Source organism: Ruegeria sp. CF3, from assembly GCF_056537365.1.
Genome location: NZ_JBQFRK010000001.1, coordinates 524,610 through 549,150 on the forward strand (window position 1 = coordinate 524,610; position 24,541 = coordinate 549,150).

At 55.1% G+C, this 24,541-nt stretch carries 25 protein-coding genes and 1 tRNA gene; 7 read left to right on the forward strand and 19 right to left on the reverse strand.

Translation table 11 applies throughout. The annotated features are described in order from the left end of the window. Window positions 1-30: 30 nt before the first annotated feature. On the reverse strand, window positions 31-1,578 hold the full coding sequence (locus tag ACR0KC_RS02680) for a helicase HerA-like domain-containing protein (RefSeq protein ID WP_170636120.1): 1,548 nt from the start codon (window positions 1,576-1,578) through the stop codon (window positions 31-33). A 440-nt stretch (window positions 1,579-2,018) separates the two neighbouring features. Between ACR0KC_RS02680 and ACR0KC_RS02685 the strand changes: the two genes are divergently transcribed. Further along, window positions 2,019-2,618 carry an invasion associated locus B family protein gene (locus ACR0KC_RS02685; RefSeq protein WP_480704861.1) on the forward strand — a complete coding sequence of 200 codons (600 nt, stop codon included), beginning with the start codon at window positions 2,019-2,021 and terminating at the stop codon, window positions 2,616-2,618. Between the two features lie 52 nt (window positions 2,619-2,670). Here the strand turns inward: ACR0KC_RS02685 and ACR0KC_RS02690 are convergent, their stop codons facing one another. From ACR0KC_RS02690 to ACR0KC_RS02705, 4 genes are read right to left on the reverse strand one after another with little or no spacing between them, the layout of a single operon-like run. After that, window positions 2,671-3,879, reverse strand: coding sequence for a beta-ketoacyl-[acyl-carrier-protein] synthase family protein (locus tag ACR0KC_RS02690; RefSeq protein WP_480771448.1), 1,209 nt, complete (start codon window positions 3,877-3,879; stop codon window positions 2,671-2,673). Between the two features lie 8 nt (window positions 3,880-3,887). Then, a complete protein-coding gene (locus tag ACR0KC_RS02695; RefSeq protein ID WP_170393043.1) occupies window positions 3,888-4,145 on the reverse strand; it encodes an acyl carrier protein in 258 nt (85 codons plus the stop codon). A 32-nt stretch (window positions 4,146-4,177) separates the two neighbouring features. Beyond that, complete coding sequence (gene lpxD, locus ACR0KC_RS02700) at window positions 4,178-5,269, reverse strand: UDP-3-O-(3-hydroxymyristoyl)glucosamine N-acyltransferase (RefSeq protein ID WP_480771449.1); 1,092 nt, start codon at window positions 5,267-5,269, stop codon at window positions 4,178-4,180. 34 nt (window positions 5,270-5,303) lie between these two features. Next, window positions 5,304-6,905, reverse strand: coding sequence for a L,D-transpeptidase family protein (locus tag ACR0KC_RS02705; RefSeq protein ID WP_480771450.1), 1,602 nt, complete (start codon window positions 6,903-6,905; stop codon window positions 5,304-5,306). A gap of 345 nt (window positions 6,906-7,250) precedes the next feature. Here ACR0KC_RS02705 and mepK point away from each other — a divergent pair, with 345 nt between their 5' ends. Beyond that, the gene (gene mepK, locus ACR0KC_RS02710) at window positions 7,251-7,820 is read left to right on the forward strand and encodes a peptidoglycan L,D-endopeptidase MepK (RefSeq protein ID WP_170393040.1); all 570 of its coding nucleotides are present in this window, start codon (window positions 7,251-7,253) and stop codon (window positions 7,818-7,820) included. A gap of 129 nt (window positions 7,821-7,949) precedes the next feature. On the opposite strand, the gene ACR0KC_RS02715 is transcribed toward mepK, so the two are convergent. From ACR0KC_RS02715 to iscR, 10 genes are all read right to left on the reverse strand, one after another. Continuing rightward, window positions 7,950-8,026 (reverse strand) — tRNA-Arg (locus tag ACR0KC_RS02715). A 56-nt stretch (window positions 8,027-8,082) separates the two neighbouring features. Next, entirely contained in the window at window positions 8,083-9,303 is a 1,221-nt protein-coding gene (locus ACR0KC_RS02720) for a cysteine desulfurase (RefSeq protein ID WP_480771451.1), read from the reverse strand. A gap of 13 nt (window positions 9,304-9,316) precedes the next feature. After that, window positions 9,317-9,883 carry a Yip1 family protein gene (locus tag ACR0KC_RS02725; protein ID WP_170510265.1) on the reverse strand — a complete coding sequence of 189 codons (567 nt, stop codon included), beginning with the start codon at window positions 9,881-9,883 and terminating at the stop codon, window positions 9,317-9,319. Then, a complete protein-coding gene (locus ACR0KC_RS02730) occupies window positions 9,880-10,365 on the reverse strand; it encodes a YIP1 family protein (protein WP_170393037.1) in 486 nt (161 codons plus the stop codon). Before ACR0KC_RS02730 ends, ACR0KC_RS02725 begins: the two co-directional genes overlap by 4 nt. After that, window positions 10,365-11,645 (reverse strand): Fe-S cluster assembly protein SufD, encoded by a 1,281-nt coding sequence (gene sufD, locus ACR0KC_RS02735; protein WP_170393036.1) that lies wholly within the window; start codon window positions 11,643-11,645, stop codon window positions 10,365-10,367. The genes ACR0KC_RS02730 and sufD overlap by 1 nt, the downstream gene beginning before the upstream one ends. Further along, window positions 11,645-12,400, reverse strand: a complete 756-nt coding sequence (gene sufC / locus ACR0KC_RS02740; protein WP_170393035.1) for a Fe-S cluster assembly ATPase SufC — start codon at window positions 12,398-12,400, stop codon at window positions 11,645-11,647. Before sufC ends, sufD begins: the two co-directional genes overlap by 1 nt. Before the next feature lie 51 nt (window positions 12,401-12,451). Continuing rightward, window positions 12,452-12,655, reverse strand: coding sequence for a hypothetical protein (locus ACR0KC_RS02745; protein ID WP_170405842.1), 204 nt, complete (start codon window positions 12,653-12,655; stop codon window positions 12,452-12,454). After that, complete coding sequence (sufB, locus tag ACR0KC_RS02750) at window positions 12,655-14,175, reverse strand: Fe-S cluster assembly protein SufB (protein ID WP_170393033.1); 1,521 nt, start codon at window positions 14,173-14,175, stop codon at window positions 12,655-12,657. Before sufB ends, ACR0KC_RS02745 begins: the two co-directional genes overlap by 1 nt. Before the next feature lie 18 nt (window positions 14,176-14,193). Continuing rightward, window positions 14,194-15,237 carry a cysteine desulfurase family protein gene (locus tag ACR0KC_RS02755; RefSeq protein ID WP_480704868.1) on the reverse strand — a complete coding sequence of 348 codons (1,044 nt, stop codon included), beginning with the start codon at window positions 15,235-15,237 and terminating at the stop codon, window positions 14,194-14,196. A gap of 54 nt (window positions 15,238-15,291) precedes the next feature. Beyond that, window positions 15,292-15,750, reverse strand: coding sequence for a Fe-S cluster assembly transcriptional regulator IscR (gene iscR, locus ACR0KC_RS02760; RefSeq protein ID WP_170393031.1), 459 nt, complete (start codon window positions 15,748-15,750; stop codon window positions 15,292-15,294). A 178-nt stretch (window positions 15,751-15,928) separates the two neighbouring features. Between iscR and ACR0KC_RS02765 the strand changes: the two genes are divergently transcribed. Both ACR0KC_RS02765 and ACR0KC_RS02770 read left to right on the forward strand, forming a co-directional pair. After that, window positions 15,929-16,582: an alpha/beta hydrolase gene (locus ACR0KC_RS02765; protein ID WP_008758207.1), complete on the forward strand. Its 654-nt coding sequence runs from the start codon at window positions 15,929-15,931 to the stop codon at window positions 16,580-16,582. Next, window positions 16,582-16,827: a hypothetical protein gene (locus tag ACR0KC_RS02770; RefSeq protein ID WP_170393030.1), complete on the forward strand. Its 246-nt coding sequence runs from the start codon at window positions 16,582-16,584 to the stop codon at window positions 16,825-16,827. The genes ACR0KC_RS02765 and ACR0KC_RS02770 overlap by 1 nt, the downstream gene beginning before the upstream one ends. A gap of 72 nt (window positions 16,828-16,899) precedes the next feature. Here ACR0KC_RS02770 and ACR0KC_RS02775 read toward each other — a convergent pair whose 3' ends face one another. Next, complete coding sequence (locus ACR0KC_RS02775) at window positions 16,900-17,031, reverse strand: hypothetical protein (protein WP_255612097.1); 132 nt, start codon at window positions 17,029-17,031, stop codon at window positions 16,900-16,902. A 186-nt stretch (window positions 17,032-17,217) separates the two neighbouring features. On the opposite strand from ACR0KC_RS02775, the gene ACR0KC_RS02780 reads away from it, so the two are divergent. The 3 genes from ACR0KC_RS02780 to ACR0KC_RS02790 all read left to right on the forward strand — a co-directional run bounded on the left by ACR0KC_RS02780 (window position 17,218) and on the right by ACR0KC_RS02790 (window position 20,419). Further along, a complete protein-coding gene (locus tag ACR0KC_RS02780; RefSeq protein WP_480438560.1) occupies window positions 17,218-17,553 on the forward strand; it encodes a DMT family transporter in 336 nt (111 codons plus the stop codon). Between the two features lie 76 nt (window positions 17,554-17,629). Continuing rightward, on the forward strand, window positions 17,630-19,447 hold the full coding sequence (gene typA, locus ACR0KC_RS02785) for a translational GTPase TypA (protein ID WP_170393029.1): 1,818 nt from the start codon (window positions 17,630-17,632) through the stop codon (window positions 19,445-19,447). Window positions 19,448-19,720: 273 nt separating this feature from the next. Then, window positions 19,721-20,419 (forward strand): hypothetical protein, encoded by a 699-nt coding sequence (locus ACR0KC_RS02790; protein ID WP_480771452.1) that lies wholly within the window; start codon window positions 19,721-19,723, stop codon window positions 20,417-20,419. Window positions 20,420-20,472: 53 nt separating this feature from the next. On the opposite strand, the gene ACR0KC_RS02795 is transcribed toward ACR0KC_RS02790, so the two are convergent. The 3 genes from ACR0KC_RS02795 to alaS form a co-directional block, all read right to left on the reverse strand. After that, on the reverse strand, window positions 20,473-21,093 hold the full coding sequence (locus tag ACR0KC_RS02795) for a transglutaminase-like cysteine peptidase (RefSeq protein WP_480704873.1): 621 nt from the start codon (window positions 21,091-21,093) through the stop codon (window positions 20,473-20,475). A 359-nt stretch (window positions 21,094-21,452) separates the two neighbouring features. Next, on the reverse strand, window positions 21,453-21,740 hold the full coding sequence (locus tag ACR0KC_RS02800) for a DUF1330 domain-containing protein (RefSeq protein WP_480704875.1): 288 nt from the start codon (window positions 21,738-21,740) through the stop codon (window positions 21,453-21,455). A 1-nt stretch (window position 21,741) separates the two neighbouring features. Next, window positions 21,742-24,414 (reverse strand): alanine--tRNA ligase, encoded by a 2,673-nt coding sequence (gene alaS / locus ACR0KC_RS02805; protein ID WP_480705726.1) that lies wholly within the window; start codon window positions 24,412-24,414, stop codon window positions 21,742-21,744. Window positions 24,415-24,541 lie beyond the last annotated feature (127 nt).

The following is a 24,541-nucleotide window of genomic DNA, read 5'->3' on the forward strand; positions in this document are numbered from 1 at the left end:
ACTGGTTCGGCGCGCGCCGCACTCCGGATTCTAGCGATTGCGGAACAAGCCGCCCAGTATGCCCCTGACGATGCGGCGGCCAGTTGTTCCTTTCAGCTCTTTGATCACGGCCTCGCTCATGGCTGTGGCGAAGGTATCCTTTTTGCGCGAAAGACGAGAAGACGATCGCCCAACGCGATTGCCCGAATACCTTCGGGCCGAGGCGTATTCGCGTTCTGCCGGGCTCTGCTGTTCCAGAACTTCGTCGGATTCCGCCTGTTCCGCCGCATTCGCAGCGGCATCCGCGCGCGCCTGCAGAATCTCAAACGCCGATTTGCGGTCGATACGCTTGCCGTATTTTGCATCCATCGGCGAAGCTTTGATCACCGACTGACGCTCAGCTTTGGTAATCGGACCAAGTTGAGAGCCCGGTGGCCGGATCAAAGTGCGCTCGACCACGCCCGGAACACCTTTCTTTTGCAACATCGAGGTCACGGCCTCGCCCACGCCCACCTCTCGGATTGCGGTCTCAGTATCGAAAGCTGGGTTTTCACGATAGGTCTCAGCAGCAAGTCGCAGATTCTTGCGGTCGCGCGCTGTGAAGGCCCGCAGCGCATGTTGGACCCGGTTGCCCAGCTGACCCAAAATATCTTCCGGGATGTCTGCCGGATTCTGCGAGATGAAATAAACGCCAACGCCCTTTGATCGGATCAGGCGCGCCACCTGCTCGACCTTGTCCACCAGCACCTTGGGGGCGTCCTCGAACAGCAAGTGCGCTTCGTCAAAGAAGAACACCAGCTTCGGTTTTTCAGGGTCCCCCACTTCGGGCAGTTCTTCAAACAATTCACTAAGCAGCCACAACAGGAAAGTCGCGTATAGGCGCGGAGAGCCCATCAGCTTGTCAGAGGCCAGAATGTTCACCATCCCCTGCCCGTTCGCATCTGTCCGCATCAGGTCGGCCAGGTCCAACGCAGGCTCGCCAAACAGATTGGTACCGCCCTGGTTTTCCAGAACCAGCAAGCGGCGTTGAATAGCACCGATCGAAGATGTCGAGACATTGCCATAGCGCAGCGATAGTTGGGCGCGATTCTCGCCTATCCAGACCAGCAATGCCTGCAGGTCTTTCAAGTCGAGCAGCGGCATGCCTTCTTCGTCTGCGACCCGAAAGGCGATGTTCAGAATGCCTTCCTGCGCCTCGCTCAGCTCCATCAGTCGCGATAGTAGCAGTGGGCCCATCTCGGTCACTGTGGTCCGGACCGGATGCCCCTGCTCGCCAAACAGATCCCAGAACGTGACTGGACACGCGGCGTAAGAGAATGTGCCGAACCCGATCTTCGCGGCCCGATCCAAAAAAGCCTGGTGTAATTTGTGGGTTTCGCTTCCAGGCAGCGCCAGCCCCGACAAGTCCCCTTTCACATCGGCCAGAAACACTGGAACCCCTGCCTGTGAGAAGCCTTCAGCCAGAATTTGCAGCGTAACCGTTTTGCCCGTACCGGTCGCACCAGCAATCAGGCCATGGCGGTTCGCATATTTCAGCGACAGCCCCTGTGCCACTGAATAGCTGTCGCCACCACCGCCTACGAAGATCTTGTTGTCCATTGAAAATCTGTCCCGAATTCTACCGATCTGCTGCAAGCATACAAAGTTAACCTTTCGCTGCGAGAGTAAATGTTGCTTCTCGTGGCCTGGCTGCGGTGGCAAACTTCCTCCCTGTCGACTGGCCGTGCCTTTGGGCACGGCTTTTTTTAAATTCTACGAAAACCGAAAGACGCAAGAATAGTTTTTTAGGGTTAGGAGTTGACCAACGGGTTCCCCTTTCGTAACGTCTGCGCATAACTAAGTCGGCCAGTCCGACGGGGAGAAAATATTCAGGAAGGGAGCCGCTCCACCGGCTCCCTTTTTCGTTGCAGATCGCGGTGTTTCCCACGCATTTCGGCAAAAAACGATCAATTCACGGTCTGGAATTCGGATTTACCCTGACACCACTGAATTGCGGTGATAGAGGAAACAAAAAACTGGATCAGTTAGATGAGGCATTCATGATCAGGAAACTTGTCCCTTTTAATGTGGCGGCCGCAGCACTGTTGTGCGGAACAGTATTTGCGCAGGAAACCACACAGCAACCTGAAGCCGGTGCTGAAGCCGAAGTTGGCAGCGATCTGGATCTGGGTGAATCCGGTCCCCGTGTTGGCGAGCAATACGTCAAAGAACAAACGGGTGAATGGAATATTTCCTGCATCAAAACCGAAGGCGAAGACGATCCCTGCGCGATGGTTCAGATCCTCAATAACCAACAGGGTGATCCGATTGCCGAAGTTTCGATCGGAAAACTGCCCGAAGGCGGTGCCGCTGTTGCTTGGGCGAATGTTGTTGTACCGCTCGAAACCCTGCTGCAGGCGCAATTGGCTATGTCGATCGATGGGGCACCGCGCAAGCTTTACAATTATCACCACTGCATTCCGGTTGGCTGCGTGGCGCAACTGGGTTTGACTCAGGGTGATATCGACGCGATGAAATCAGGCCAAAAGGCGGTGCTGTCGCTGGTTCCTGCGCGCCTGCCAGATCAGGTTCTGAATATGGACATGTCTTTGTCTGGCTTCACAGCAGGCTTTGACGGGCTGAATGTTTCCATAAACTAAGCCCCGCAAAAACATCGAATAAGAAAGCCGCCGTGATAACACGGCGGTTTCTTCATATACGCTTCAACGCGAGAACGGCATTCAGCCCACCAAAGGCGAAAGCATTGCTAAGGGCGACATTAACTTTCGCCTCACGCGACTCGTTTGGCACCACATCCAGCGCGCATTCGGGGTCGGGCTCTTCATAGCCAATGGTCGGGGCGATCACCCCGTCGCGCAGGGCCATGATACAGGCTAATAGCTCAACTGCGCCGGTACCGCCGATCAGGTGTCCGTGCATGGACTTTGTTGACGAAATCATCAGATCGTCGGCGTGCGGACCAAACACACCAGCAACGGCTGCACATTCGGTTTTGTCATTTGCAGCCGTGCCGGTCCCATGGGCATTTATGTAACCCACATCGCTTGCATTCAGCCGTGCATCCGATAACGCCCCGGCCATGGCCCGTGCTGCCCCTTGTTTGCTGGGCATAACTATGTCGGCCGCGTCCGAGGACATGGCAAAGCCCACGACCTCGCACAGGATATCTGCTCCGCGCGCGCGCGCGTGATCGTATTCTTCGAACACAAAAACACCCGCACCTTCGCCTTGCACCATCCCGTTTCGGTTTGCGCTAAAGGGCCGACAGGCATCTTTTGACATGACGCGAAGCCCTTCCCATGCCTTGACGCCCCCAAAGCACAGCATCGACTCCGAGCCACCGGTCACCATTGCGGGCGCTGCCCCGCTGCGCACCATCTGAAATGCCTGCGCCATCGCATGGTTCGAAGACGCACACGCTGTTGATACTGTAAAGCTAGGGCCTTTGAGGTTGTGCTCCATCGAAACGTGGCTGGCCGCCGCATTGTTCATCAGCTTGGGCACGACAAAAGGATGCACGCGATTTTTACCATCCTCGTAAACCGAGCGGTAGTTGTCATCCCAGGTGGAGACGCCACCACCGGCCGTTCCCAGCACCACCCCCGACCGCGCGGCTGTGTCACCCGAGAATACGATACCGGATTGATCGATCGCTTCTTTAGCGGCGGTTAACGTGAACTGCGTGAACCGATCATACAGCGTCATCTGTTGGCGGTTGAAACGGCCCTCGGCCTCAAAACCCCGGACTTGACCGCCGATCTTGATCGACAGGCGATCCACATCACGAAACTCAAGCTCGGAGATACCACAACGACCCTCGCGCATGGCTTCCAGAGTGTCGGGGACGGAATGGCCCAACGCGTTAATGGTGCCAGCACCCGTAATGACGACGCGTTTCATACCAGCGGTCAGACCTTTTCAGACACGAGTTTTTCGATACCCGCAATGATCGCTGTCACATTCGAAATGTCGAAATCGCCGGATGTGGGCTCGTTTGCGTTGAAGGGCACGGTGATATCGAACTCTTCCTCGATGGCAAAGATACTCTCAACAAGACCCAGGCTATCGATGCCCAATTCTTCGAGCGTACTGTCGGGCGTCACATCCGAAGGCTCAAGCACGGCCTGTTCGGCAATGATTGCTATGACGCGGTCGCTGATGCTCATCTCGATCCCCTGATTTTCGCCTTGGGGATGATTTAATCACTTGAAGGCTGTTTGAAAACAGCCTTTTTCAACGCCTCGACGTCGCGCGACAATCGGGGCAGACGACGTTGGGCTTTATATATCTCGGTATGGCTTTCCATTTTAATGCCCGGGTAGCCCATGATCACACGACCAGCAGGAACATTTGACAGAATCTTGGTGCCGCCACCGGCAATCACGCCATCACCGATGAAAATATTATCGACAACACCAGTCTGACCACCCAGTACTACGTTATTACCAATCTCGACCGAACCAGAAACGCCGGTTTGCCCACATAACAAACAATCCTGCCCGACTCGGGTGTTGTGTCCCACGTGGACAAGATTATCCAGTTTCGATCCACTACCGATTACAGTATTGCGTATGGTCCCGTTGTCGACAGTGCAGTTCGAGCCGACCTCGACGTCATCGCCAATCTCGACCGCACCCAGCGAATGGATGCGCAACCAGCTTTGCGCCTTTGCATCCCCCTGATCACCCAGAGTTTTCCGCGCATTTTCGGCACCCGAGACTTCTGGTGTGACATAGCTGAAACCGTCCCCGCCGATACGGGCACCCGGCTGCGCGATAAAGCGATCACCGATTTGAGCCCGCGCACCGATGCTGACCATTTCGCGCAGCAGCGCGTTTTCACCAAGCGACGCATCCATACCGATCACGCAATGCGCGCCGATAACCGAACCCGCGCCGACGCGCGCGCGCGCACCGATAACAGCAAGCGGGCCGACCGATACGTCGACCCCGATCTCGGCGGTTTCATCAATGACAGCCGATGGATGAATTCCCGGCGCAATCCCCTGCCCGCGATCCAGCATCGCGGTGATCCCTGCCATCGCCATGCGGGGGCGTTGCACAAAAATGGCGGCCTCAAGCCCCAGTGCTTTCCAGTCCGCGCCATCCCACAAAACCGCGGCCCGTGCTGAACCGGTCCCCAAAGCTTCAGCATATTTTGGCGACATCGCCATGGCCAGATCGGTTGGCCCGGCATCTCCTGGCTCGGCTGCCCGCAAGATGGTCAGGCCAGTCTGGCCTTCTGCGACGACCCCCAGGGAATCGGCGATTTGTTGAACGGTAAACTGCATGTCGGGCGTCCTCGTGGCGGGATTTGCCTCGTGATTACCCTTGAACGTCCGGCAGGACCACCCCTGCCTTTTGCAGCGCTTCCCAGATTTTGCGATCCCGGTCATACACGTCGCGGCGATACTGCACCTCGCCTTTGGGGCCAATATAGGCCGTGCGATAAATCAGATGCACCGGAATTTTTTTACCCAGTTCAACCTTCGTTTCTTTGCCCGTGTTCAGAACGCGGTGGAAAAACGCCTTTGGATCCTCTTCCTGCTTGGCCAGCAGCTTATAGGCAAACTCGAACGGTTGCGCCAAACGGATGCATCCATGCGAGAATGCCCGAACCTCGCGTGCGAACAGAGATTTCTGAGGCGTATCATGCAGATAGATGTTGTACTTATTAGGGAACATGAACTTCACTAGCCCCAGTGCGTTGCTTTTACTGGGGGGCTGACGCATGGAAAACGGGAAATTACGCGCAGTGAATTGGGTAAAGTCAACCGCTCCACGATTCACCTGACGGCCACGGCGATCGGTGATCTGGATATGGCCGACAGCATTTGGATTGGCCCGTAATTGCGGCAGATATTCCTTCGTGATGATCGAGCGTGGCACATACCAACTTGGGTTGATCACCATATGCTCCATCTCATCCGAGAACTCTGGGCTACGGCGATCATGTGTGTTTTTGCCGATCACGGCACGAGTCTCAAACGTGACCTGCCCGTCATCGACGATCTTGGCAGAAAAATCGGCCAGATTCACCAGAATATGCCGCTCACCACGGTCTTTGGGTAACCAGCGCTCCCGTTCAAGCGCAACGTAAACAGCTTTCAAGCGGTCTGAAACTGGGCGATTGATCTCGGAAATAGTGCCTTTGCCAGCTACGCCATCCGCCTCTAGACCATGAGCAGCCTGAAATGATTGCACCGCCGCAAACAGCGCATCATCATAGTTTGGGCTGGCAGTAGGCTTCAGATAACCCATCGCGACAAGTCGATTGCGCAGCCTGATGACACTGTTCCCTGTGTCCCCAAGCTCAAGCTTGGAGACAGGAACGGTCTCGCCCCAGCCACCTTGTGTCATCAGCGCTTCCAGCGCCTTCTTTTGTTTCAACAGCGCAAGATACTGGCGCGATTGAGGCATCATATCCCTGAAATAGGTATCACCCTGGCTGGAAACGAGCAGTTCAAGATGCTCTGCGGCGCTGCGTCGTTCCACCGCCCGCACTAGGCCGGGATCAATCTGTGAAGGCGTTACAGAACCAGAGTGCAAGTCTCTGGCATATTTGACAAAAACCCGAGTCAGCTCGGCCTCGAGCACGCCCAGATCACGGGTGTTACGCGCGTCCTGCATCTTTGTCTTCAAAGTCTGGACGTCGTAACGTGCCCCAGGCAATCCATGCAGATCGGTCGTCGAAAGCGCTTCGATAAGGGCTTTGCGTCGTGCAGCATGTTCGGGCGTATCGCCAACCCAAACCGGATCAAACCCGTTTGTGCGATAAAACTCAGCAATTGCCGGGCTGTTGGACGCACTTTCCGCAACGGCCATTTGAAACGCTGTGCCATCCGTCCCCGCCTGCGCGACTGAGGCCGAAGCCACAAGGAAAGCGGCGATAAAAACACTTGAACGAGCACGGGTAACAAATGACATAGGATGGCCCTGTTTCTTCAATGACTTGTCACGCCCTATAAGCGGCGTCTGAAAATAATGTTTTGCTGAGCGCCTGATGTCTATTCACAAATTCATCACCAGACCGCTTCTTTGACCCCTGGTGCGCGTTTGCATCGCCGACGCGCGAACTGCGCCAAAAGCAAGCATACTTGCATCAGTTGCGCAAAAAACTGCCGAAATTTCCCCCTTGATTTGACTGCGACCAAAGATTTCTTGGCTGTTGAATCCTACTGTGCCATAAATCCCGCATCTGGGATGGGAAAAAATTAATACGGCGCGCGTAACATCGTGTGCAGGCAGGAACAGTACGGGACGAAACAAAAAATGACCAAGAGCAGTACCTCGGGCCTGACCCGGCGTGCCCTATTGGGCGCATTCGCCGCAACAGCAGTTGTTGCAGCCCCCACATATTCCAACGCAGCAGGTTTCCTTCGCGGCGGAGGTGATATTCGCCGTATCCGCATGTATTCCGGCCGTACCGGTGAACGTATCGATATGGTCTATTGGGTTGATGGCAAATACATCAAAGACGCGGTGAAAGAGGTCAATCACTTCATGCGCGACTGGCGCAGCGATCAAGTCAAGTCAGTGGACCTGAGGACCATCGACATCATGGCGGCCACCCACAATCTTCTGGATGTCAGCGAACCCTACATGCTGTTGTCCGGTTACCGCTCGCCGCAAACCAACGCAATGCTGCGCCGCCGCTCGCGGGGTGTTGCCAAGAATTCGCTTCATATGAAGGGTCAGGCTGCTGATCTGCGACTGTCATCACGCTCTGTCTCGCAAATGGGCAAAGCAGCGATGGCCTGCCGTGCCGGTGGCGTTGGACAGTATTATCGTTCGAATTTCGTTCACATGGATTGCGGTGTCATCCGCTCGTGGCGCGGCTAATCGAGCATTTCATCTTTCGCTTTTGCACAACCCCCATCAGATAGTTCTGGCGGGGGTTTTGTTTTGCCTGGAAAGAACAGGTTCGTGCACCGTCAGTTCTGCGTAATATGACGACTAGCAAGGGTGAAATGGCGCACCTGAGAGGATTCGAACCTCTGGCCTCTGCCTTCGGAGGGCAGCGCTCTATCCAGCTGAGCTACAGGTGCCTTGGCCGTTAGCTACCCTCGTTCCAATCCGGGTGCAACTGCAAATCCGCAGTACGTCAGGCAAACAGATCGTGGGCAAGCTCCAACGCATCGATCAGGGTGTCGACCTCATCCGTCGTGTTATAAAGCCCAAAGCTGGCACGACAGGTAGCAGTGACCCCCAAATGGTCCATCAGCGGCCCGGCGCAATGGTGCCCTGCGCGCACTGCGACACCCTTTTTGTCCAGAATGGTAGAAACATCATGGGCATGCCCTGCCCCATCCAGAGTAAAGCTGAATATCGCGGCTTTGTTCGCTGTGGTGCCTTGAACCTGCAGCCAGTTCAATCCATTCAACCGTTGCATCGCATAGTCGCGCAAGCCGGCCTCATGCGATGCAATGCTCTCCATGCCAAGGTCCATCATATAGTCAAGCGCCACACCCAACCCGATGGTCTGCACGATGCCGGGGGTTCCGGCCTCGAACTTCATTGGTGGATCGTTGTAGATCACCTGATCCTTTGAAACCTCTTTGATCATGTCACCGCCACCTATAAAGGGGCGCATTTCAGCCATGCGGTCCGATTTGATAAAAATTGCGCCAGAACCGGATGGGCCGTACAGTTTATGACCCGTGATGGCATAGAAGTCACATCCGATGTCATCGACATTGACGGGCATATGAACCGCGCCCTGGCTGCCATCCACCAGAACCGGAACGCCTTTGACGTGGGCGGCTTGCGTGATTGCTTTGACATCAACCACAGAGCCCAGCACGTTCGAGCACTGGGTCACCGCAACCAGCTTTGTCTTGGGGCCAATGGCGTCGATTACCGCCTGAGGGTCAAGATGGCCGGTCGCATCGATGTCGATCCATTTCAGCACCACGCCCTGCCGTTCGCGCAGGAAGTGCCACGGCACGATGTTGGCGTGATGTTCCATCACGCTGAGGACAATCTCGTCCCCCGCCTGCAGGCGTGGCATTGCCCAACCGTAGGCGACCAAATTGATTCCCTCGGTCGTACCCGAATTCAGGACAATCTCATTCTCGTTTGATACGCCCAGAAACCGCGCAACCGTGCCACGGACGGCCTCATATTTCTCGGTCGCGAGATTTGACAGATAGTGAAGCCCTCGATGCACGTTCGAATATTCGTGCGCATAGGCCTGCGTGATCGCGTCGATCACTACCTGGGGTTTCTGCGCGGAGGCCCCGTTGTCTAGATAAGTCAGCGGCTTTCCGTTGACCTGACGTGACAGGATCGGAAAATCTGCGCGGATTTTTTGTACGTCATACATAGACAGGACTTCCCTATACAGACCCGGCGGGGATCAGCCAAAGAACAAACGGGACGGCCACAAGACCAGAGATCAGGATCACCACAAACGATTTTCCCAACGACTGAAATCGATGCGCCTCGTTGAGAAAATGCAAGGTGATGTAAAGGCTAAGACCCAGCATCGCCAGACTGGCCGGTAAGAATAGAAACGGCAGCGCTGCAACCAGCGCTAGAATGATTGCTTGCCCCGCAATTTGCAGGATTTGCAACCAGACAATCAGCGTCATGAAGTCATTGAACGTTCCCGTTCCACCCAAGACGCGGCCCACTAATAGGAACGTCACGACGCTGATCATGATTGCCGCGACGGAAACAAAAAGCGTCCTCGATAGTGGCTCAGCCAGTTGCTGAACATCCGGACTGATAAGCGGCAGGACGAAGCTGGACGCAGACTGGACCAGAGCGTTCAGGATCACCGCGAGAGAGAAGGCGAGCCACAGTACATCCGTACCCAGCCGCAACGCGAGCAATCGTCTTGCGGCTTCGGCTGGATTGGACAGGGTCAGAACGACCAGGTTGAGCAGTGCGGTGGAATTCATTTAGCAGCCTTTTGCGATTGCTTGAGGCCCGACAACCAGAACCAGAGAAAAACCGCAACCCATAACAGCCCCACAAGTGTTTGCGCTGACCCGGGGCCGATGAAACCGGACACCAGCCCATTCAGCAACACCAAAGGCGCTGACGCGAGAAGCGCCCAGAACAAGGCTAGCCGCGCACCATAGCTGGTGCCAACGCCCCCCATCATTCGCGCGATGAAATGGGTGAGCCAAGCAAGAAGATAAAAGCACAATGGCAGAATAAAGACCGAGCCCAACAGGGCCCCGCCCATCAGCATGTTCAGCTCTATTCCTTCCAGATGAGCTCTCCGTGCAAGGCCGGGCAATTGTGCGATAAAGCCTATTACACAGAACGCCATCACAAACGCCAATGCGCGATCTTCGCGCGGCCCCATATCAAGCAGCCGACGCACCACACGCCCCGGTCCGCGATACGTGGCCACGATATCGGTTGTGACAGGCATCAGCGTCGGCGTGCCAGCCAATCTTGCAATCGGGACACGATATCAGCTGCCAGATCCTCGTCCTCGATTTCATCGACGGCTTCAGCCAGGAAGGCCAGTGTCAACATGTCGGTTGCTTCCGCAGTTGGTACTCCACGCGAGCGCAGGTAGAACAAAGCCGTTTCATCAATGGCGCCCGAGGTCGAACCATGCGAACACGCAACGTCATCGGCGTAAATCTCGAGCTCGGGCTTTGCGAGGAACTGACTGTCATCGTCCAGAAGCAGCGACTGGCTGATCTGGTAACCGTCGGTTTTCTGAGCACCTTCCTTCACCAAGATCTTGCCCTGAAAAACACCCGTCGCACCGTTGCGAAGCACCTTCTTGAACACTTGGCGGCTCTCGCAATTCACCGCATCATGGGTGACAAAGACCGTGTCATCATGGAGAAAATCACCGTCTCCAACACACGCACCCGCCACGTGCGCGACCGCATCATCACCCGTCAGTTCGACGACTTGCTCGTTTCGCGTTAAAACTCCGTTCACGGTCAGCGTGAAGGATTTATAGACGGATTCTTTGCCAAGCCGCGAGAACATATGAGTCGCCGCACGGCGTTGATGATCCCTGCCCTGCGCACGGATATGATGCAATGTGCCATTGTCGGCGATATCGATCTCCATACATTTGTTGAAGCGCGAAGCTGCGGGTCCGTTTTCAAGGATCGTGACTTCGGCACCGCTTTCAACCCGAACGACGTGATGCAGGATCGCATCCGACGTTTCAGATTCATGGCGATAAATCAGGTTAATCGGTTTGCTCGGCTTGCCGGATACATGAATGGCAACTCCATCTGACGCATAGGCCGTGTTCAGCGCCGCCAAGGGACGCGCCACTGGATCTTGGCCTTTTGCTTCAAGAACGCCGTATAACTCTTTGGCCCAATGGATATCTTTGCAACAGATATCTTCCAGCCGATCGATCGTTACACCCTCCAGAGACAGATCATCAGACTCTTCCGGGCTGAATACGCCATCAATGAAAACGATCTTCAGTCGGTCGAGCGCGTGGAACAGAGCCGGTTCATCCGTTTTGAACAAAGCAGCACTGGGAGCTTCCGCAGAGACCAGAGTGTCTGGACGGGTATATTTCCAGTATTCATCTCGACGACTGGGCAAACCCATCGCGCGTACACGTGCAATTGCGGCTTCGCGCGCTTTGCGTGTGCATCCCGCATCCGGCATGGTCAGCGCTGCCAGCCGTTCCTCGGTCGCCGTTTGTTTCGCTTGGGGTAATGCCATCAGTTCACCTCGGCCAGGATGTCGGCATAGCCGTTGTTTTCCACTTCCAGCGCGAGTTCGGGGCCACCGGATTTCACGATACGACCATCCGCCATGATGTGAACCACGTCAGGTTTGATGTGATCGAGAAGCCGCTGATAGTGCGTGATAACAAGGAAACCCCGCCCTTCATCGCGCAGGGCGTTCACTCCCTCGGCCACCAGCTTCATCGCGTCCACGTCAAGGCCCGAGTCTGTCTCATCCAGGATGCACATCTTCGGCTCAAGCATCGCCATTTGCAGGATTTCGTTGCGCTTTTTCTCACCACCCGAAAAGCCAACATTGACCGGACGTTTCAACATTTCAGCGTCGATTTTCAGCGCCTTGGCCTTGGCACGAACCTCTTTCAAAAAATCCGTCGCCGATAGCTCTTCCTCGCCACGTGCTTTGCGCTGCGCATTCACGGCGGTGCGCAGGAAGGTCATGTTGCCCACACCGGGAATCTCGACCGGGTACTGGAACGCCAGAAACACACCTGCGGCTGCACGTTCTTCCGGTTCCATTTCAAGCAGATCCTCGCCATCAAGCGTCGCGCCGCCCTCGGTCACCTCATAGCCATCACGACCAGACAACACGTAGCTGAGCGTTGATTTGCCCGAGCCATTGGGCCCCATGATCGCATGCACCTTGCCAGGCTCGACCGTCAGGTCGACCCCTTTCAGAATTTGCTTGTCTTCTTCCTCAAGTTTGACGTGCAGGTTATTGATTTCCAGCATTTTCTGTCCTTTAGCATCTCGCAAGGGGCGCATTGCGACCCCGATAAGTTCTTATCCCAGCACCTTGCGGATCACGCGGGCGATGATCCATCCAAGCAACGCGCCTGCGCCCACTGCCCAAACCGGGTTTATGAAGTCCATGTACTTGGTATTGACGTAAGCAACCCCCAACAGGCCGCCGAGCACCGGCAACGCATAGCCAAGCACGGTCAGGACATCGTCCTTTCGGATTCGCTGTTGGGGTTTTGGTGTCATCAGCCGACTGATCCCTCAAGGCTGATTGCCACAAGCTGTTGCGCTTCCATCGCAAATTCCATCGGCAGCGCCTGCAGAACGTCCTTGCAGAACCCGTTGACGACCAAGGCCACGGCTTCTTCCTCGTCCATGCCACGCTGACGGCAATAGAACAGCTGATCGTCATCCACTTTTGATGTCGTCGCCTCGTGCTCGACCCGAGATGAGTTGTTCTTCACCTCGATATACGGAACCGTATGCGCCCCGCATTTGTCGCCAATAAGCAAGCTGTCGCACTGCGTATAGTTGCGGCTATCCTTGGCCTTTGGATGCATCGACACCAAACCACGATAGGTGTTCTGCGCCTTACCGGCACTGATCCCTTTCGATACGATCCGCGACTTGGTGTTCTTGCCCAGATGAACCATCTTGGTGCCGGTATCGGCCTGCTGCATGTTGTTGGTGATCGCGATCGAGTAGAACTCACCCTGGCTATCGTCGCCACGCAGGATGCAAGACGGGTATTTCCAGGTTACGGCTGAGCCGGTTTCGACCTGCGTCCACATCACCTTGGAGCGATCACCCCGACAATCGGCGCGCTTGGTCACGAAGTTGTAGATACCGCCCTTGCCATTCTCATCTCCGGGGAACCAGTTCTGAACGGTCGAGTATTTCACCTCGGCATCTTCTTCGACGATGATCTCGACAACCGCCGCGTGCAACTGAGCGGTGTCGCGCTGGGGCGCGGTGCAGCCTTCCAGATATGAGACGTAAGAGCCCTTGTCGGCGATGATCAGCGTGCGCTCAAACTGGCCGGTATTTTCAGCATTGATGCGGAAATATGTGCTCAGTTCCATCGGGCAGCGTACGCCCGGCGGGACGTAGACGAATGAACCATCCGAGAATACAGCCGAGTTGAGCGTGGCATAGAAATTGTCCGAGACCGGTACGACCGTCCCCAGGTATTTCTTGACCAGTTCCGGATGCTCTTTGATCGCCTCGGAAATCGAGCAGAAGATAACGCCGGCTTTCTTCAACTCTTCCTGAAAAGTCGTCCCGACCGAAACCGAGTCAAATACTGCATCAACAGCAACCTTACGGCCTTCTGCCGGTGCATTCTCAGCGCCCTCGACACCTGCCAGGATCATCTGTTCTTTCAGAGGGATACCCAGCTTTTCGTAAGTCGCCAGAAGTTTGGGATCGACCTCATCAAGAGATTTGGGTTTATCTTCCATCGATTTCGGACGGGCATAATAATACTGGTCCTGAAAGTCGATCGGCGGGTAGTGCACCATCGCCCATTTAGGCTCTTCCATCTGGGTCCAGCGCTCGAACGCGGCCAGACGCCATTCGGTCATCCACTCAGGTTCATCATTTTTGTCCGAGATCAGACGAACGATATCGGGATTCACGCCTTTTGGCGCATACTCCATCTCGATATCAGTTTCCCAGCCGTATTTATAAGTGCTGACCTCGCGAACCGCGTCTACGGTTTCCTGATCGACACCCTCTTTCACCTGGGTCTGGTCCAAAGCGGCCATAATTCACCCTCCGTCAGATCACGCGGCCCGCGCGCGATGCTTTTTCTCTTTTTCAAGCCACGTTTCCGCGAAACGCAGCACATCTTCTTCTGCCGTCTCTGGCCCCAGCGATACGCGGATTGCGCTGGAGGCGGTCATCTCATCAAATCCCATGGCCGTCAGTACGGCGCTTGCACGAACCTTGCCGCTGGAACAGGCCGAGCCTGCGCTGACCGCAAATCCCGACAAATCCATCTGCATGACCTGGGTCTCACCCTTCCAGCCTGGTGTGGCGAAGCACAGAGTGTTGGGGAGTCGCCCTTGGTCTTTCCCGACAAAAATAGTAGCTTTCGTACCAGCCTCAAGAGCGTTTTCTAGAATATTTCTAAGTTCTGCAACGTTTTCCCAAACGCCATTTGCTAAATCACGGGACGCGGCTTCAGTTGCTGCTCCGAACCCCGCAATTCCAGTGACATTTTCTGTACCCGAGCGACGCCCCATCTCCTGCCCGCCGCCCTTGATTTGCGCAGCAAGATCGGTGCCGCGCTTCATCACCAACGCCCCGATCCCTTTTGGCCCGCCAAGTTTGTGGGCTGAAATCAGCGCCATCTCAGCCCCCAGCCAGTTGAAGGCTATCGGCAACTTACCAAAAGCCTGAGTCGCGTCAGTGACCGCAAGACCGGCAGGCAAAGACTGAACAATCCCGGTTTCCGAATTGGCCAGTTGCAGCGTGGATCGGGACGCCTCCAGAACGTCAACGTGCCCACTCTGGGCCACAGGCAAAACCTCATCAATCCAGGCCCTTACCGCGTCATGTTCAATCGTTGCGCCTTGAAGATCGCGCCCCGCCATGGCCAAAGCCGCTGCCTCCGTCGCGCCGGATGTAAACACGATGTCGGCACCATCGGCCCCAAACGCTGTTGCGATTTGAGCGCGCGCTTTCTCGACCACCGCTTTTGCGGCGCGCCCTTCGGCATGGACCGAGGACGGATTGCCCACCAAATCCATCGCCGCGATCATTGCATCGCGGGCCTCGGGCCTCAGAGCGGCGGTTGCGTTATGGTCGAGATAAACCCGTTTCATAGATGTATCTTTTCCAAGATGGGTTTTGACGGAACACAGAAAAACGTCATCAGATCAATCGTCCACGACTGCGAACAAGCTAGGAACAGCGGGACACGGTGCAAGATCATTCCGAATTACATCCGACAGCCGCGTTTGATGCAGGAATACGTAAACATTCGCGCTCAGGCTTTCCCACAACCGATTGGTCAGTGACTGCGCCCGGCTGCCCGAAGACGCGCCCGAGGCACCTGCCCCCTTGTGCATCGCATCCACCGTCTCATCAACCGCGGCCAGTATCTCGACCACACGGATTTCCGAGGCAGGTCGCGCCAGGCGATAGCCCCCACCCGGTCCGCGTACTGAACTGACCAGATCAGCTCGGCGCAGTTTCACGAAAAGCTGCTCCAAATACGGTAGTGAAATATCCTGACGTTCGGAAATCTCGCCCAACGTGACAAGTTTGTCCGAGGACTGAAGGGCGATATCCGCCAGCGCAACCATCGCATAGCGGCCTTTGGTCGACAGCTTCATTTTGTTTCCTTCAGGCAAGAACTGCGCGAAAACATTGACGTCGCCCGAGCCAGTGCGTATCTCCCACTGACAGCGTTTTCACGCGACACAATGTAATTAGAACCGTTCTAAGGTACCTGAGGATTACCGTCAAGATAATCTCGGGGCCGACGCGTCAAAAAACAGGACCAAAGCACACATGCCCGAGGTGATTTTTCCCGGACCCGAAGGCCGCCTGGAAGGCCGCTACCACCCGCAAAAGGAAAAAGACGCACCGATCGCTATCGTGCTTCACCCGCATCCACAATTTGGCGGGACCATGAACAACAAGGTGGTCTATAACCTGCATTACGCCTTTTACAACATGGGCTTCACGGTTCTGCGTTTTAACTTTCGCGGCGTTGGTCGCAGCCAGGGTGAGTATGACCAGGGTGTAGGTGAGCTGAGCGATGCAGCATCAGCGCTGGATTACCTTCAGTCGATGAACAACAACTCCAAGCATTGCTGGGTCGCTGGGTTCTCGTTCGGTGCATGGATCGGAATGCAGCTTCTGATGCGCCGCCCCGAGATCACTGGCTTCATCAGTGTATCGCCGCCCGCAAACATGTACGACTTTTCGTTCTTGGCACCCTGCCCGTCTTCTGGCTTGATCATCAACGGATTGGCGGACCGTGTCGCGCCACCTGCAGACACTGCGTCTCTGGTCGGAAAGCTGCATGAACAAAAGGGTATCACCATCACCCATAATGAGGTGGAAGGTGCCGATCACTTCTTCCAAGACCGCCACATGGACACGCTGATGACAGATGTGACGGATTACGTGAAACGCCGCCTGACAGAGAATACGCGCTGATGTCCGATACCATCACTACCCTCGCCGCCAGATTGGCCGAGGACACGATGAAGGTTATGGACGAGACGGGCGAGGATCGATTCTTTGTGGAGGTTGGAGACGTTCTCGGCGCAGCCTCGCAATCTCTGGAAGAAGCGTTCTTGACCGAAATCCGGGTTAGGCTGGCGGAACGCAAGGCGCGTCAATTCGTGGTGAAAAGACTGTCTGAACATCGATCCAAGCTGAAAGCGATCGAAAAGCAGTAAAGATTGCTTAGCGTCTGAAGAAAAGAAAAGGAGCCCGAAAGCTCCTTTTCGAGGATATCGCTCGGTGGGCGCCTAAACCGGAAAACCTGTGAACCGCTCAACATTCTGGGCTGCATCAATGTCGACGGACCCCCCGTCTGCAAGCCATCCCAACGCCACAATCAAAACCGAAGCGATAATGACCGATTTTGCAAAAGTCGTCATCTTATCAAACTCATTAAAAACACACTAAAAACAATCGAGTGTTTAGCACGAATGCAAAAGCCCGAATAGTCGGGTTTACCTGACCTTTGGTAAAGTTAGGGTTTTGATCATCTGCATCTGAATCCCCTTGCCCAAATAATCGCAAGTATGCTCAACCTTTCGCGATAATTCAGAGAGGCATCGCTCGTGCCAAAGACCTACCTAATCCTAATGTTGGCTGTTATCGCGGAAACCATCGGCACGACTGCGTTGCAGGCTAGCCATCAGTTTACGCGATTTTGGCCGTCGGCTCTTGTCGTGGTTGGCTATGGGGCAGCCTTTTATCTTATGGCCCTCACGTTAAAGGTCATGCCCGTGGGCATTGTCTATGCAATCTGGTCGGGCCTCGGTATTGCCCTGATCGCACTGATTGGATTTCTGGTTTTTGGCCAAAAACTCGATTGGCCCGCAGTCTTGGGTTTGGGCATGATTTTGAGTGGCATTCTGATCATCCACCTGTTTTCAGCCACAGCGGGCCACTGACCGCCGGTTAGGGCTGGTATATTTTGTCGCGCCGCGTTATGCGCGCGGCAACTTCCCGTTCAAAGGCTGACCTCTCATGGACCTGCGCAATATCGCAATCATCGCTCACGTGGACCACGGCAAGACGACCCTGGTGGATGAGCTGCTCAAACAATCCGGCGCGTTCCGGGAAAACCAGGCCGTGGCAGAACGCGCCATGGACAGCAACGACCTGGAACGCGAACGCGGCATTACCATCCTGGCCAAAGCCACCAGCGTTGAGTGGAAGGATACCCGCATCAACATCGTCGACACCCCCGGCCACGCTGATTTCGGTGGGGAAGTCGAACGTATTCTCAGCATGGTCGACGGCGTTGTACTGCTGGTCGACGCCGCCGAAGGCCCGATGCCGCAAACCAAATTCGTGACCTCAAAGGCGCTGGCTTTGGGCCTGCGCCCGATCGTCGTGCTGAACAAAGTCGACAAACCCGATGCCGAGCCTGATCGCGCTCTGGACGAATGTTTCGACCTTTTCGCCAACTTGGGCGCCGATGACGATCAGCTGGACTTCCCGGCCATGTATGCTTCGGGCCGGGCCGGCTGGGCCGATATGGAGCTTGACGGTCCGCGCAAGGACTTGACCGCCCTGTTCGATCTGATCGTTGATCACGTCCCCGCCCCCAAGCAGATCGAGAAAAAGGACGAACCGTTCAGGATGCTCGCCACCACTTTGGGCAGCGATCCATTCATCGGTCGCATTCTGACCGGTCGTGTGGAAAGTGGAACTCTGAAAGCGGGTGACAGCCTCAAAGCACTCAGCCGAGACGGCACCCAGATTGAAAGCTTCCGCGCGTCGAAAATCCTTGCATTCCGTGGATTAGCTCAACAACCCATCGACGTCGCTGAAGCAGGCGACATTGTCACGATTGCGGGTATGAGCAAAGCCACCGTGGCAGATTCCCTTGTAGCCCCGCAAGTCGACGAGGCCCTGCCTGCCCAGCCTATCGATCCGCCAACCATCACAGTGACCTTCGGCATAAACGATTCCCCGCTGGCCGGTCGTGACGGCAAAAAGGTTCAGTCTCGGGTCATTCGTGATCGCCTGATGAAAGAAGCCGAATCGAACGTAGCCATCCGCATCAGCGACACGCCCGGCGGCGAGGCCTTCGAGGTTGCTGGTCGCGGCGAATTGCAGATGGGTGTTCTGATCGAAAACATGCGCCGCGAAGGATTCGAGCTCAGCATCTCGCGCCCACAGGTTTTGTTCCGCGAGGAGGACGGCCAGCGCCTTGAACCTATCGAAGAAGTCACGATCGATGTGGATGATGAATATTCTGGCGCGGTGATCGAGAAAATCACGGGTGCGCGCAAAGGTGAACTGGCTGAAATGCGCCCTGCAGGGGCAGGCAAAACCCGGATCATCGCCCACGTGCCGTCTCGTGGCCTGATCGGCTATCACGGAGAGTTCCTGACCGATACACGCGGAACTGGTGTCTTGAACCGGGTCTTCCACGGCTGGGCAGCCCACAAAGGGCAGATTCCTGGTCGACGTGCGGGTGTTCTGATCTCGATGGAAAACGGTCAGGCGGTCGCCTATGCGCTGTGGAATTTGGAAGAGCGTGGCCGCATGTTTGTTGGCCCGCAAACTGATGTCTATCAAGGCATGGTGATCGGCGAGCATTCGCGAGACAATGATCTGGAAGTGAATCCGCTGAAAGGTAAGAAGCTGACAAACGTGCGTGCCAGCGGCTCGGACGACGCAGTAAGGCTGACCCCTCATATTCAGTTCTCGCTTGAAGAGGCAATCGCCTATATCGACGACGATGAACTGGTCGAGGTTACACCCAATGCGATCCGGCTTCGCAAACGTTATCTGGATCCGCACGAGCGTAAACGGATGTCAAAATCAGCCTGATCAATGCTGTGAACTTGTTCACGTTTTGGAAACATTGCCACATTCGTGACATTTTTGCGTCAGGCTAGAAACAACACAGAAAAAGAAGACCTGGTGCAACAGCAGGTCTTCTTTTTGTTTTTTATGGATTAATCGTGTTTGAGTGAGCTGGATCACAGAAATCCAACAGAAAGTTTGCTTGAAAATAGGCGATAGAAAGAGGACTTTGTGTTCAAAGTGTGACGCCGTTTGAGTATACGGCAATTTAGTTAACGAGTGCTTAAGGAGCGTGCGATGCGCATTAGATCCAAACTGTTATCGATTGCTTTTGCTTCTGCAATCTTACCCTTCACCTTCGGAAATTCCGCTCAGGCAGCTGGTACGTGCACTGTGAGCACGGCCAAACAGTCTGTTTCTTCGAACACTCTTTGTGCGTGTGACGTGGTTACTTCGGGCATGCTCCGGTATATCCAGCGACGCGCCGACTTCGAGTCTATCTTGGAAAGTACCATTCTTGATTGCCCGCGATTTGCAGCTGTTTTGACCGACCTGCCAACTGCAAGCATCGGCTTCGCCGACCAAAGATCTGGCGACGGTCCATCAGATGAATCTGAGCGGGAAAGTTCAAGTTCCGGCCCTAGCGGTGATTCTTCTCCGGACAACGACCCCGGTTCGTCGACGCCGGGAGGTAACAACAACGGAAATGACAACGATCCTGATGACAATGATCCTGATGACAACCAGCCCGATGACAATGAGCCTGATGACGACAATTCGGACGACGGAAAGTTGAAGGAACTAAAGTCTAATGACAAGAAATCCAAGGGCAAAAAGTCCAAAGACAAAAAAATGAAGAACAAAAAGTCCAAAGACAAAAAGTCCAAAGACAAAAAGTCAAAAAACAAAAAGTCAAAAAACAAAAAGTCGAAAAACAAAAAGTCGAAAAACAAAAAGTCGAAAAACAAAGTTAATACTAGTATATTTGATAACTAATGCTGAAAAAGGGCGCTGCTCATTACAGGCGCCCTTTTTTGTTTCTCGGATTTCTAGCTCTTTCCGTAAACTCCGACCCAATTTCGTGGCTGTTTAGGATCTTGCATCCTCAGGAACAGATAGCGCGTCGCCTTCCAAGGCTTGATCTGATTGGTCAAATTATCCAGAACCAGATCGCCGTCGCTTGACCGATAGACCAAAACAGCATGAGAGTTTCTGCGCGTATCCAACACTGTCGCGAGCAGTAGCTTACGAGGGTCGAAACCAGCCTGGATCAAATCTCTTTTCTTTAGAAGCGCAAAATCTTCGCAGTCACCACCGCGCGACGTTGGAAGCGCCCAAAGTTCACTGGTTTTGTATTGCGACTGATCCGTGACCTCTCGCGTGGATCGATTAACGCGGCGGTTGATCTCTTTGACAAGCTTCAATTCTTGGCTGGTAGATAAGGAACCGATACCTTTTTGCGCACATGCCCAGGAATACTTACCGCAAAGCTGACGCGCACCGGAGGGTGGTGGCGAGGCAGCGATACTCGGGATAAACGCGGCATCTTTCGCCGATGCTTCAGTCCCAAACAACAGCGAACCGTTAATCAGGATAGCCAAACCAAACAGCCCGCCAAGCTTGGCAGCGCTCTTTAAGTGGGCATCTATGGTCGTACCAAAGAATTTCATGCTGTCCCTCGAGTCCTATTAATCCCTGCAAACTGCGTGGATCAGAACCCATCTGTATACCGGACCATATCCGCAAACCGTGGTTGTCACGCAATCAAATCCGAGATTGAGCGGAAAAAACGGCGGAAATTCGTCACATTTCGTGACCATTTCCGCGCAAGAAAGTGGCGCGAAGTGCCACAATCGGACAGAGAAATATGTTCAAAATCAACAGGAAGTACGCACAACCCATTGTAATAATGTGTATAAATTCAGAGCGATCGTGAAGAGCCGCCCACGCTAAAATGCATGGCAGGTCGCACGGCTCGGGGCCGGGCAGAATTTGCAAATTTCATGCGAAGGTAGATTTAGCCTGATTCTCAGTAGGTAATTTCAACGACCACCAGCTCTCGCTCGCTGGCGCCACGGGCATGATCCAATGCCTGCTGATATGCAGGAGAATTGTAGCACTCTACCGCAGCCTCGACGGTTGGGAAGCGGGCGACCACATTGCGTGGTCGCTCTTTGCCCTCTAACTGCACGTAACGTGCCGCGCGGGCGATGAATTCACCCCCATGCGCCGCAATTGCCGGCCCTGCAAGCTCGGCGTATTTTCCATAAGCATCGGCGTCTGTCACAGTGACGTGTGCGATCCAAAGTGCTGGCATCTTATCCTCCCAAAACCTGTTCAGCGGCCTTGATTGCAGCCTCTGCATTCGAGGCATCCTTGCCCCCACCCTGTGCCATATCAGGCCGTCCACCACCGCCCTTGCCGCCAAGTTCAGTCACCGCCGCGCGGACCAGATCCACCGCAGATACCGTGTCTGTCAGGTCCGAAGTGACACCCGCTGCGACAGCCGCTTTGCCGCCGGTATCAGCAATCAATAATACTGCGCCCGTACCCAGACGGCTTTTGTGCTCATCAATCAACGCAGGCAGGTCCTTTCCGGAAACACCCGCGAGCGACTGCGCAAAGAACGCCACACCGTTCACATCGCGCGCTTCAGCGCCACTGCCCTGTCCCGCACCTCCGGCCATCGCCAGATCGCGGCGCAACTGCGCAACTTCGTTCTGCAGCGATTTACGCTCGTCCAACAGAGTCTTCACACGCGCCACAACGTCATCCGGCTGGGCTTTCAACTCAAGCGCAATCGCTGAAAGGCGATGATCCTGTTTCGACAGATACTTAAATGCGTCATCACCGGTCAAAGCCTCGATCCGCCGCACGCCCGCGCTGCTGGCACTGTCGCCCAGTACGACGAAGGTTCCGATATCACCGGTCTGGCGCACATGGGTGCCGCCACACAGTTCAATCGACCATGTCTCACCATCCTGGCCTTTGCCGGTGGGTGCTTTGCCCATCGAAACCACGCGAACCTCATCCCCGTATTTCTCACCGAACAGAGCTTGAGCACCCAGTTCACGGGCGTCATCAGGTGTCATAATCCTGGTTTCCACGGTTGAGTTTTGCCGGATGAATGCGTTCACCTCTCGCTCAACTTTCTGCACTTCTTCCAGTGTCAGAGCCTTGGAATGGCTGAAATCGAACCGCAAACGATCTGATGCGTTGAGCGACCCGCGCTGCGCCACGTGGTCACCCAATGTCTCGCGCAGAGCTTCATGCAGAAGGTGCGTCGCGGAGTGGTTGGCACGAATGGCCGTGCGGCGCGCGTGATCGACTTCCATCTCAACTGCGTCACCTTTTGAGATCGCCCCATGATCAATCGCGACCTTGTGAGCATAGACTTTGCCATCAGCAAACTTTTTGGTGTCTTCAACGCGGGCGATATCGTCGCGCTCATCCAGCCTGCGAATTTCACCGGTGTCGCCGACCTGGCCGCCGGCCTCGCCATAGAACGGTGTCTGGTTGACTACGACCCAGCCGGTACCACCCTTCTCGATCTTGTCGACCAATACACCATCGACCACCAACGCAGCGACCTGCCCTTCGGCCTTTTCAGTATCGTAGCCAAGGAAATCGGTCGCACCGGCCGCATCCAGCACATCGAACCAAACCACCTGATCGGCAGATTCGCCAGACCCGGCCCACGCCGCGCGAGCCTTGGCTTTTTGTTCGGCCATGGCCACGTCAAATCCATCGGTGTCGACGGTTCGACCTTTCTCGCGCAGCGCATCCTGCGTCAGATCAAGCGGGAAACCATAGGTATCATACAGTTTGAACGCCGCGTCTCCGGGTAGTGGATCGCCTTCAGGTAGGCCCGAGACTTCCTCATCCAACAGCTTCAAACCGCGATCCAAAGTTTGCTTGAACCGAGTTTCCTCAAGCAGCAGTGTCTCTTCGATCAGTGGCTGCGCCTGACCAAGCTCTGAATATTGCGCACCCATCAATTGCACCAGCGTGGGTACCAGGCGGTGCATCACCGGATCTTTGGCCCCCAACAGATGCGCATGGCGCATCGCGCGGCGCATGATACGGCGCAGAACATACCCTCGCCCATCATTTGACGGCATCACACCATCCGCGATCAGGAACGAAGTTGAACGCAAGTGGTCCGCAATCACGCGATGATGCACGTTTTGATCCCCATAAGGATCAACACCGGTCGCATCCGCGGAGGCTTCGATCAGCGTTTTGAACAGATCGGTGTCATAATTGTCGTGGCTGCCTTGCAGCAACGCTCCAATGCGTTCCAATCCCATGCCGGTGTCGATCGACTGCATGTCTAGTTCGACCATCGAGCCGTCTTCGAACTGTTCGTTCTGCATGAAAACGATGTTCCAGATTTCGATGAACCGATCACCATCTTCCTCAGCCGAACCCGGAGGCCCACCCCAGATGTGATCACCGTGGTCATAGAAAATCTCGGTGCACGGGCCGCAGGGGCCGGTAGGGCCCATTTGCCAGAAATTGTCATTGGTAGCGATGCGGATGATCCGGTCTTCAGGGACACCAACCTTTTTCCAGATTTCAAATGCCTCATCATCGGTGTGATAGACAGTGGCCAACAGACGGTTCTTATCGATACCAAACTCTTTGGTGATCAGTTCCCAAGCGAACGGTATCGCCTCATGCTTAAAGTAATCCCCGAATGAGAAATTCCCCAGCATTTCAAAGAACGTATGGTGGCGAGCGGTATAGCCCACATTGTCCAGATCGTTGTGTTTGCCGCCTGCACGCACGCATTTCTGTGCAGTGGTAGCACGGCTGTAGTCGCGGGTTTCGACGCCAGTAAACAGATTCTTGAACTGAACCATACCCGAGTTGACGAACATCAGTGTCGGATCATTGCGCGGAACCAGCGGGCTGGACGCAACCACTTCGTGCCCCTGCTTGGCAAAGTAGTTCAGGAAGGTAGATCGAATGTCGTTCAGCGTTGGCATAAGGCTCTCTCGGCGCGCAGTCGTTATGGTCAGCAAAGGTTTAGCCCCACCCCCCGAGAGTGTCCACAGCATTGGCCCATCCGAAACGAAACAAGGCGGCCCCGAGGAGCCACCCTGTTCCAGATAT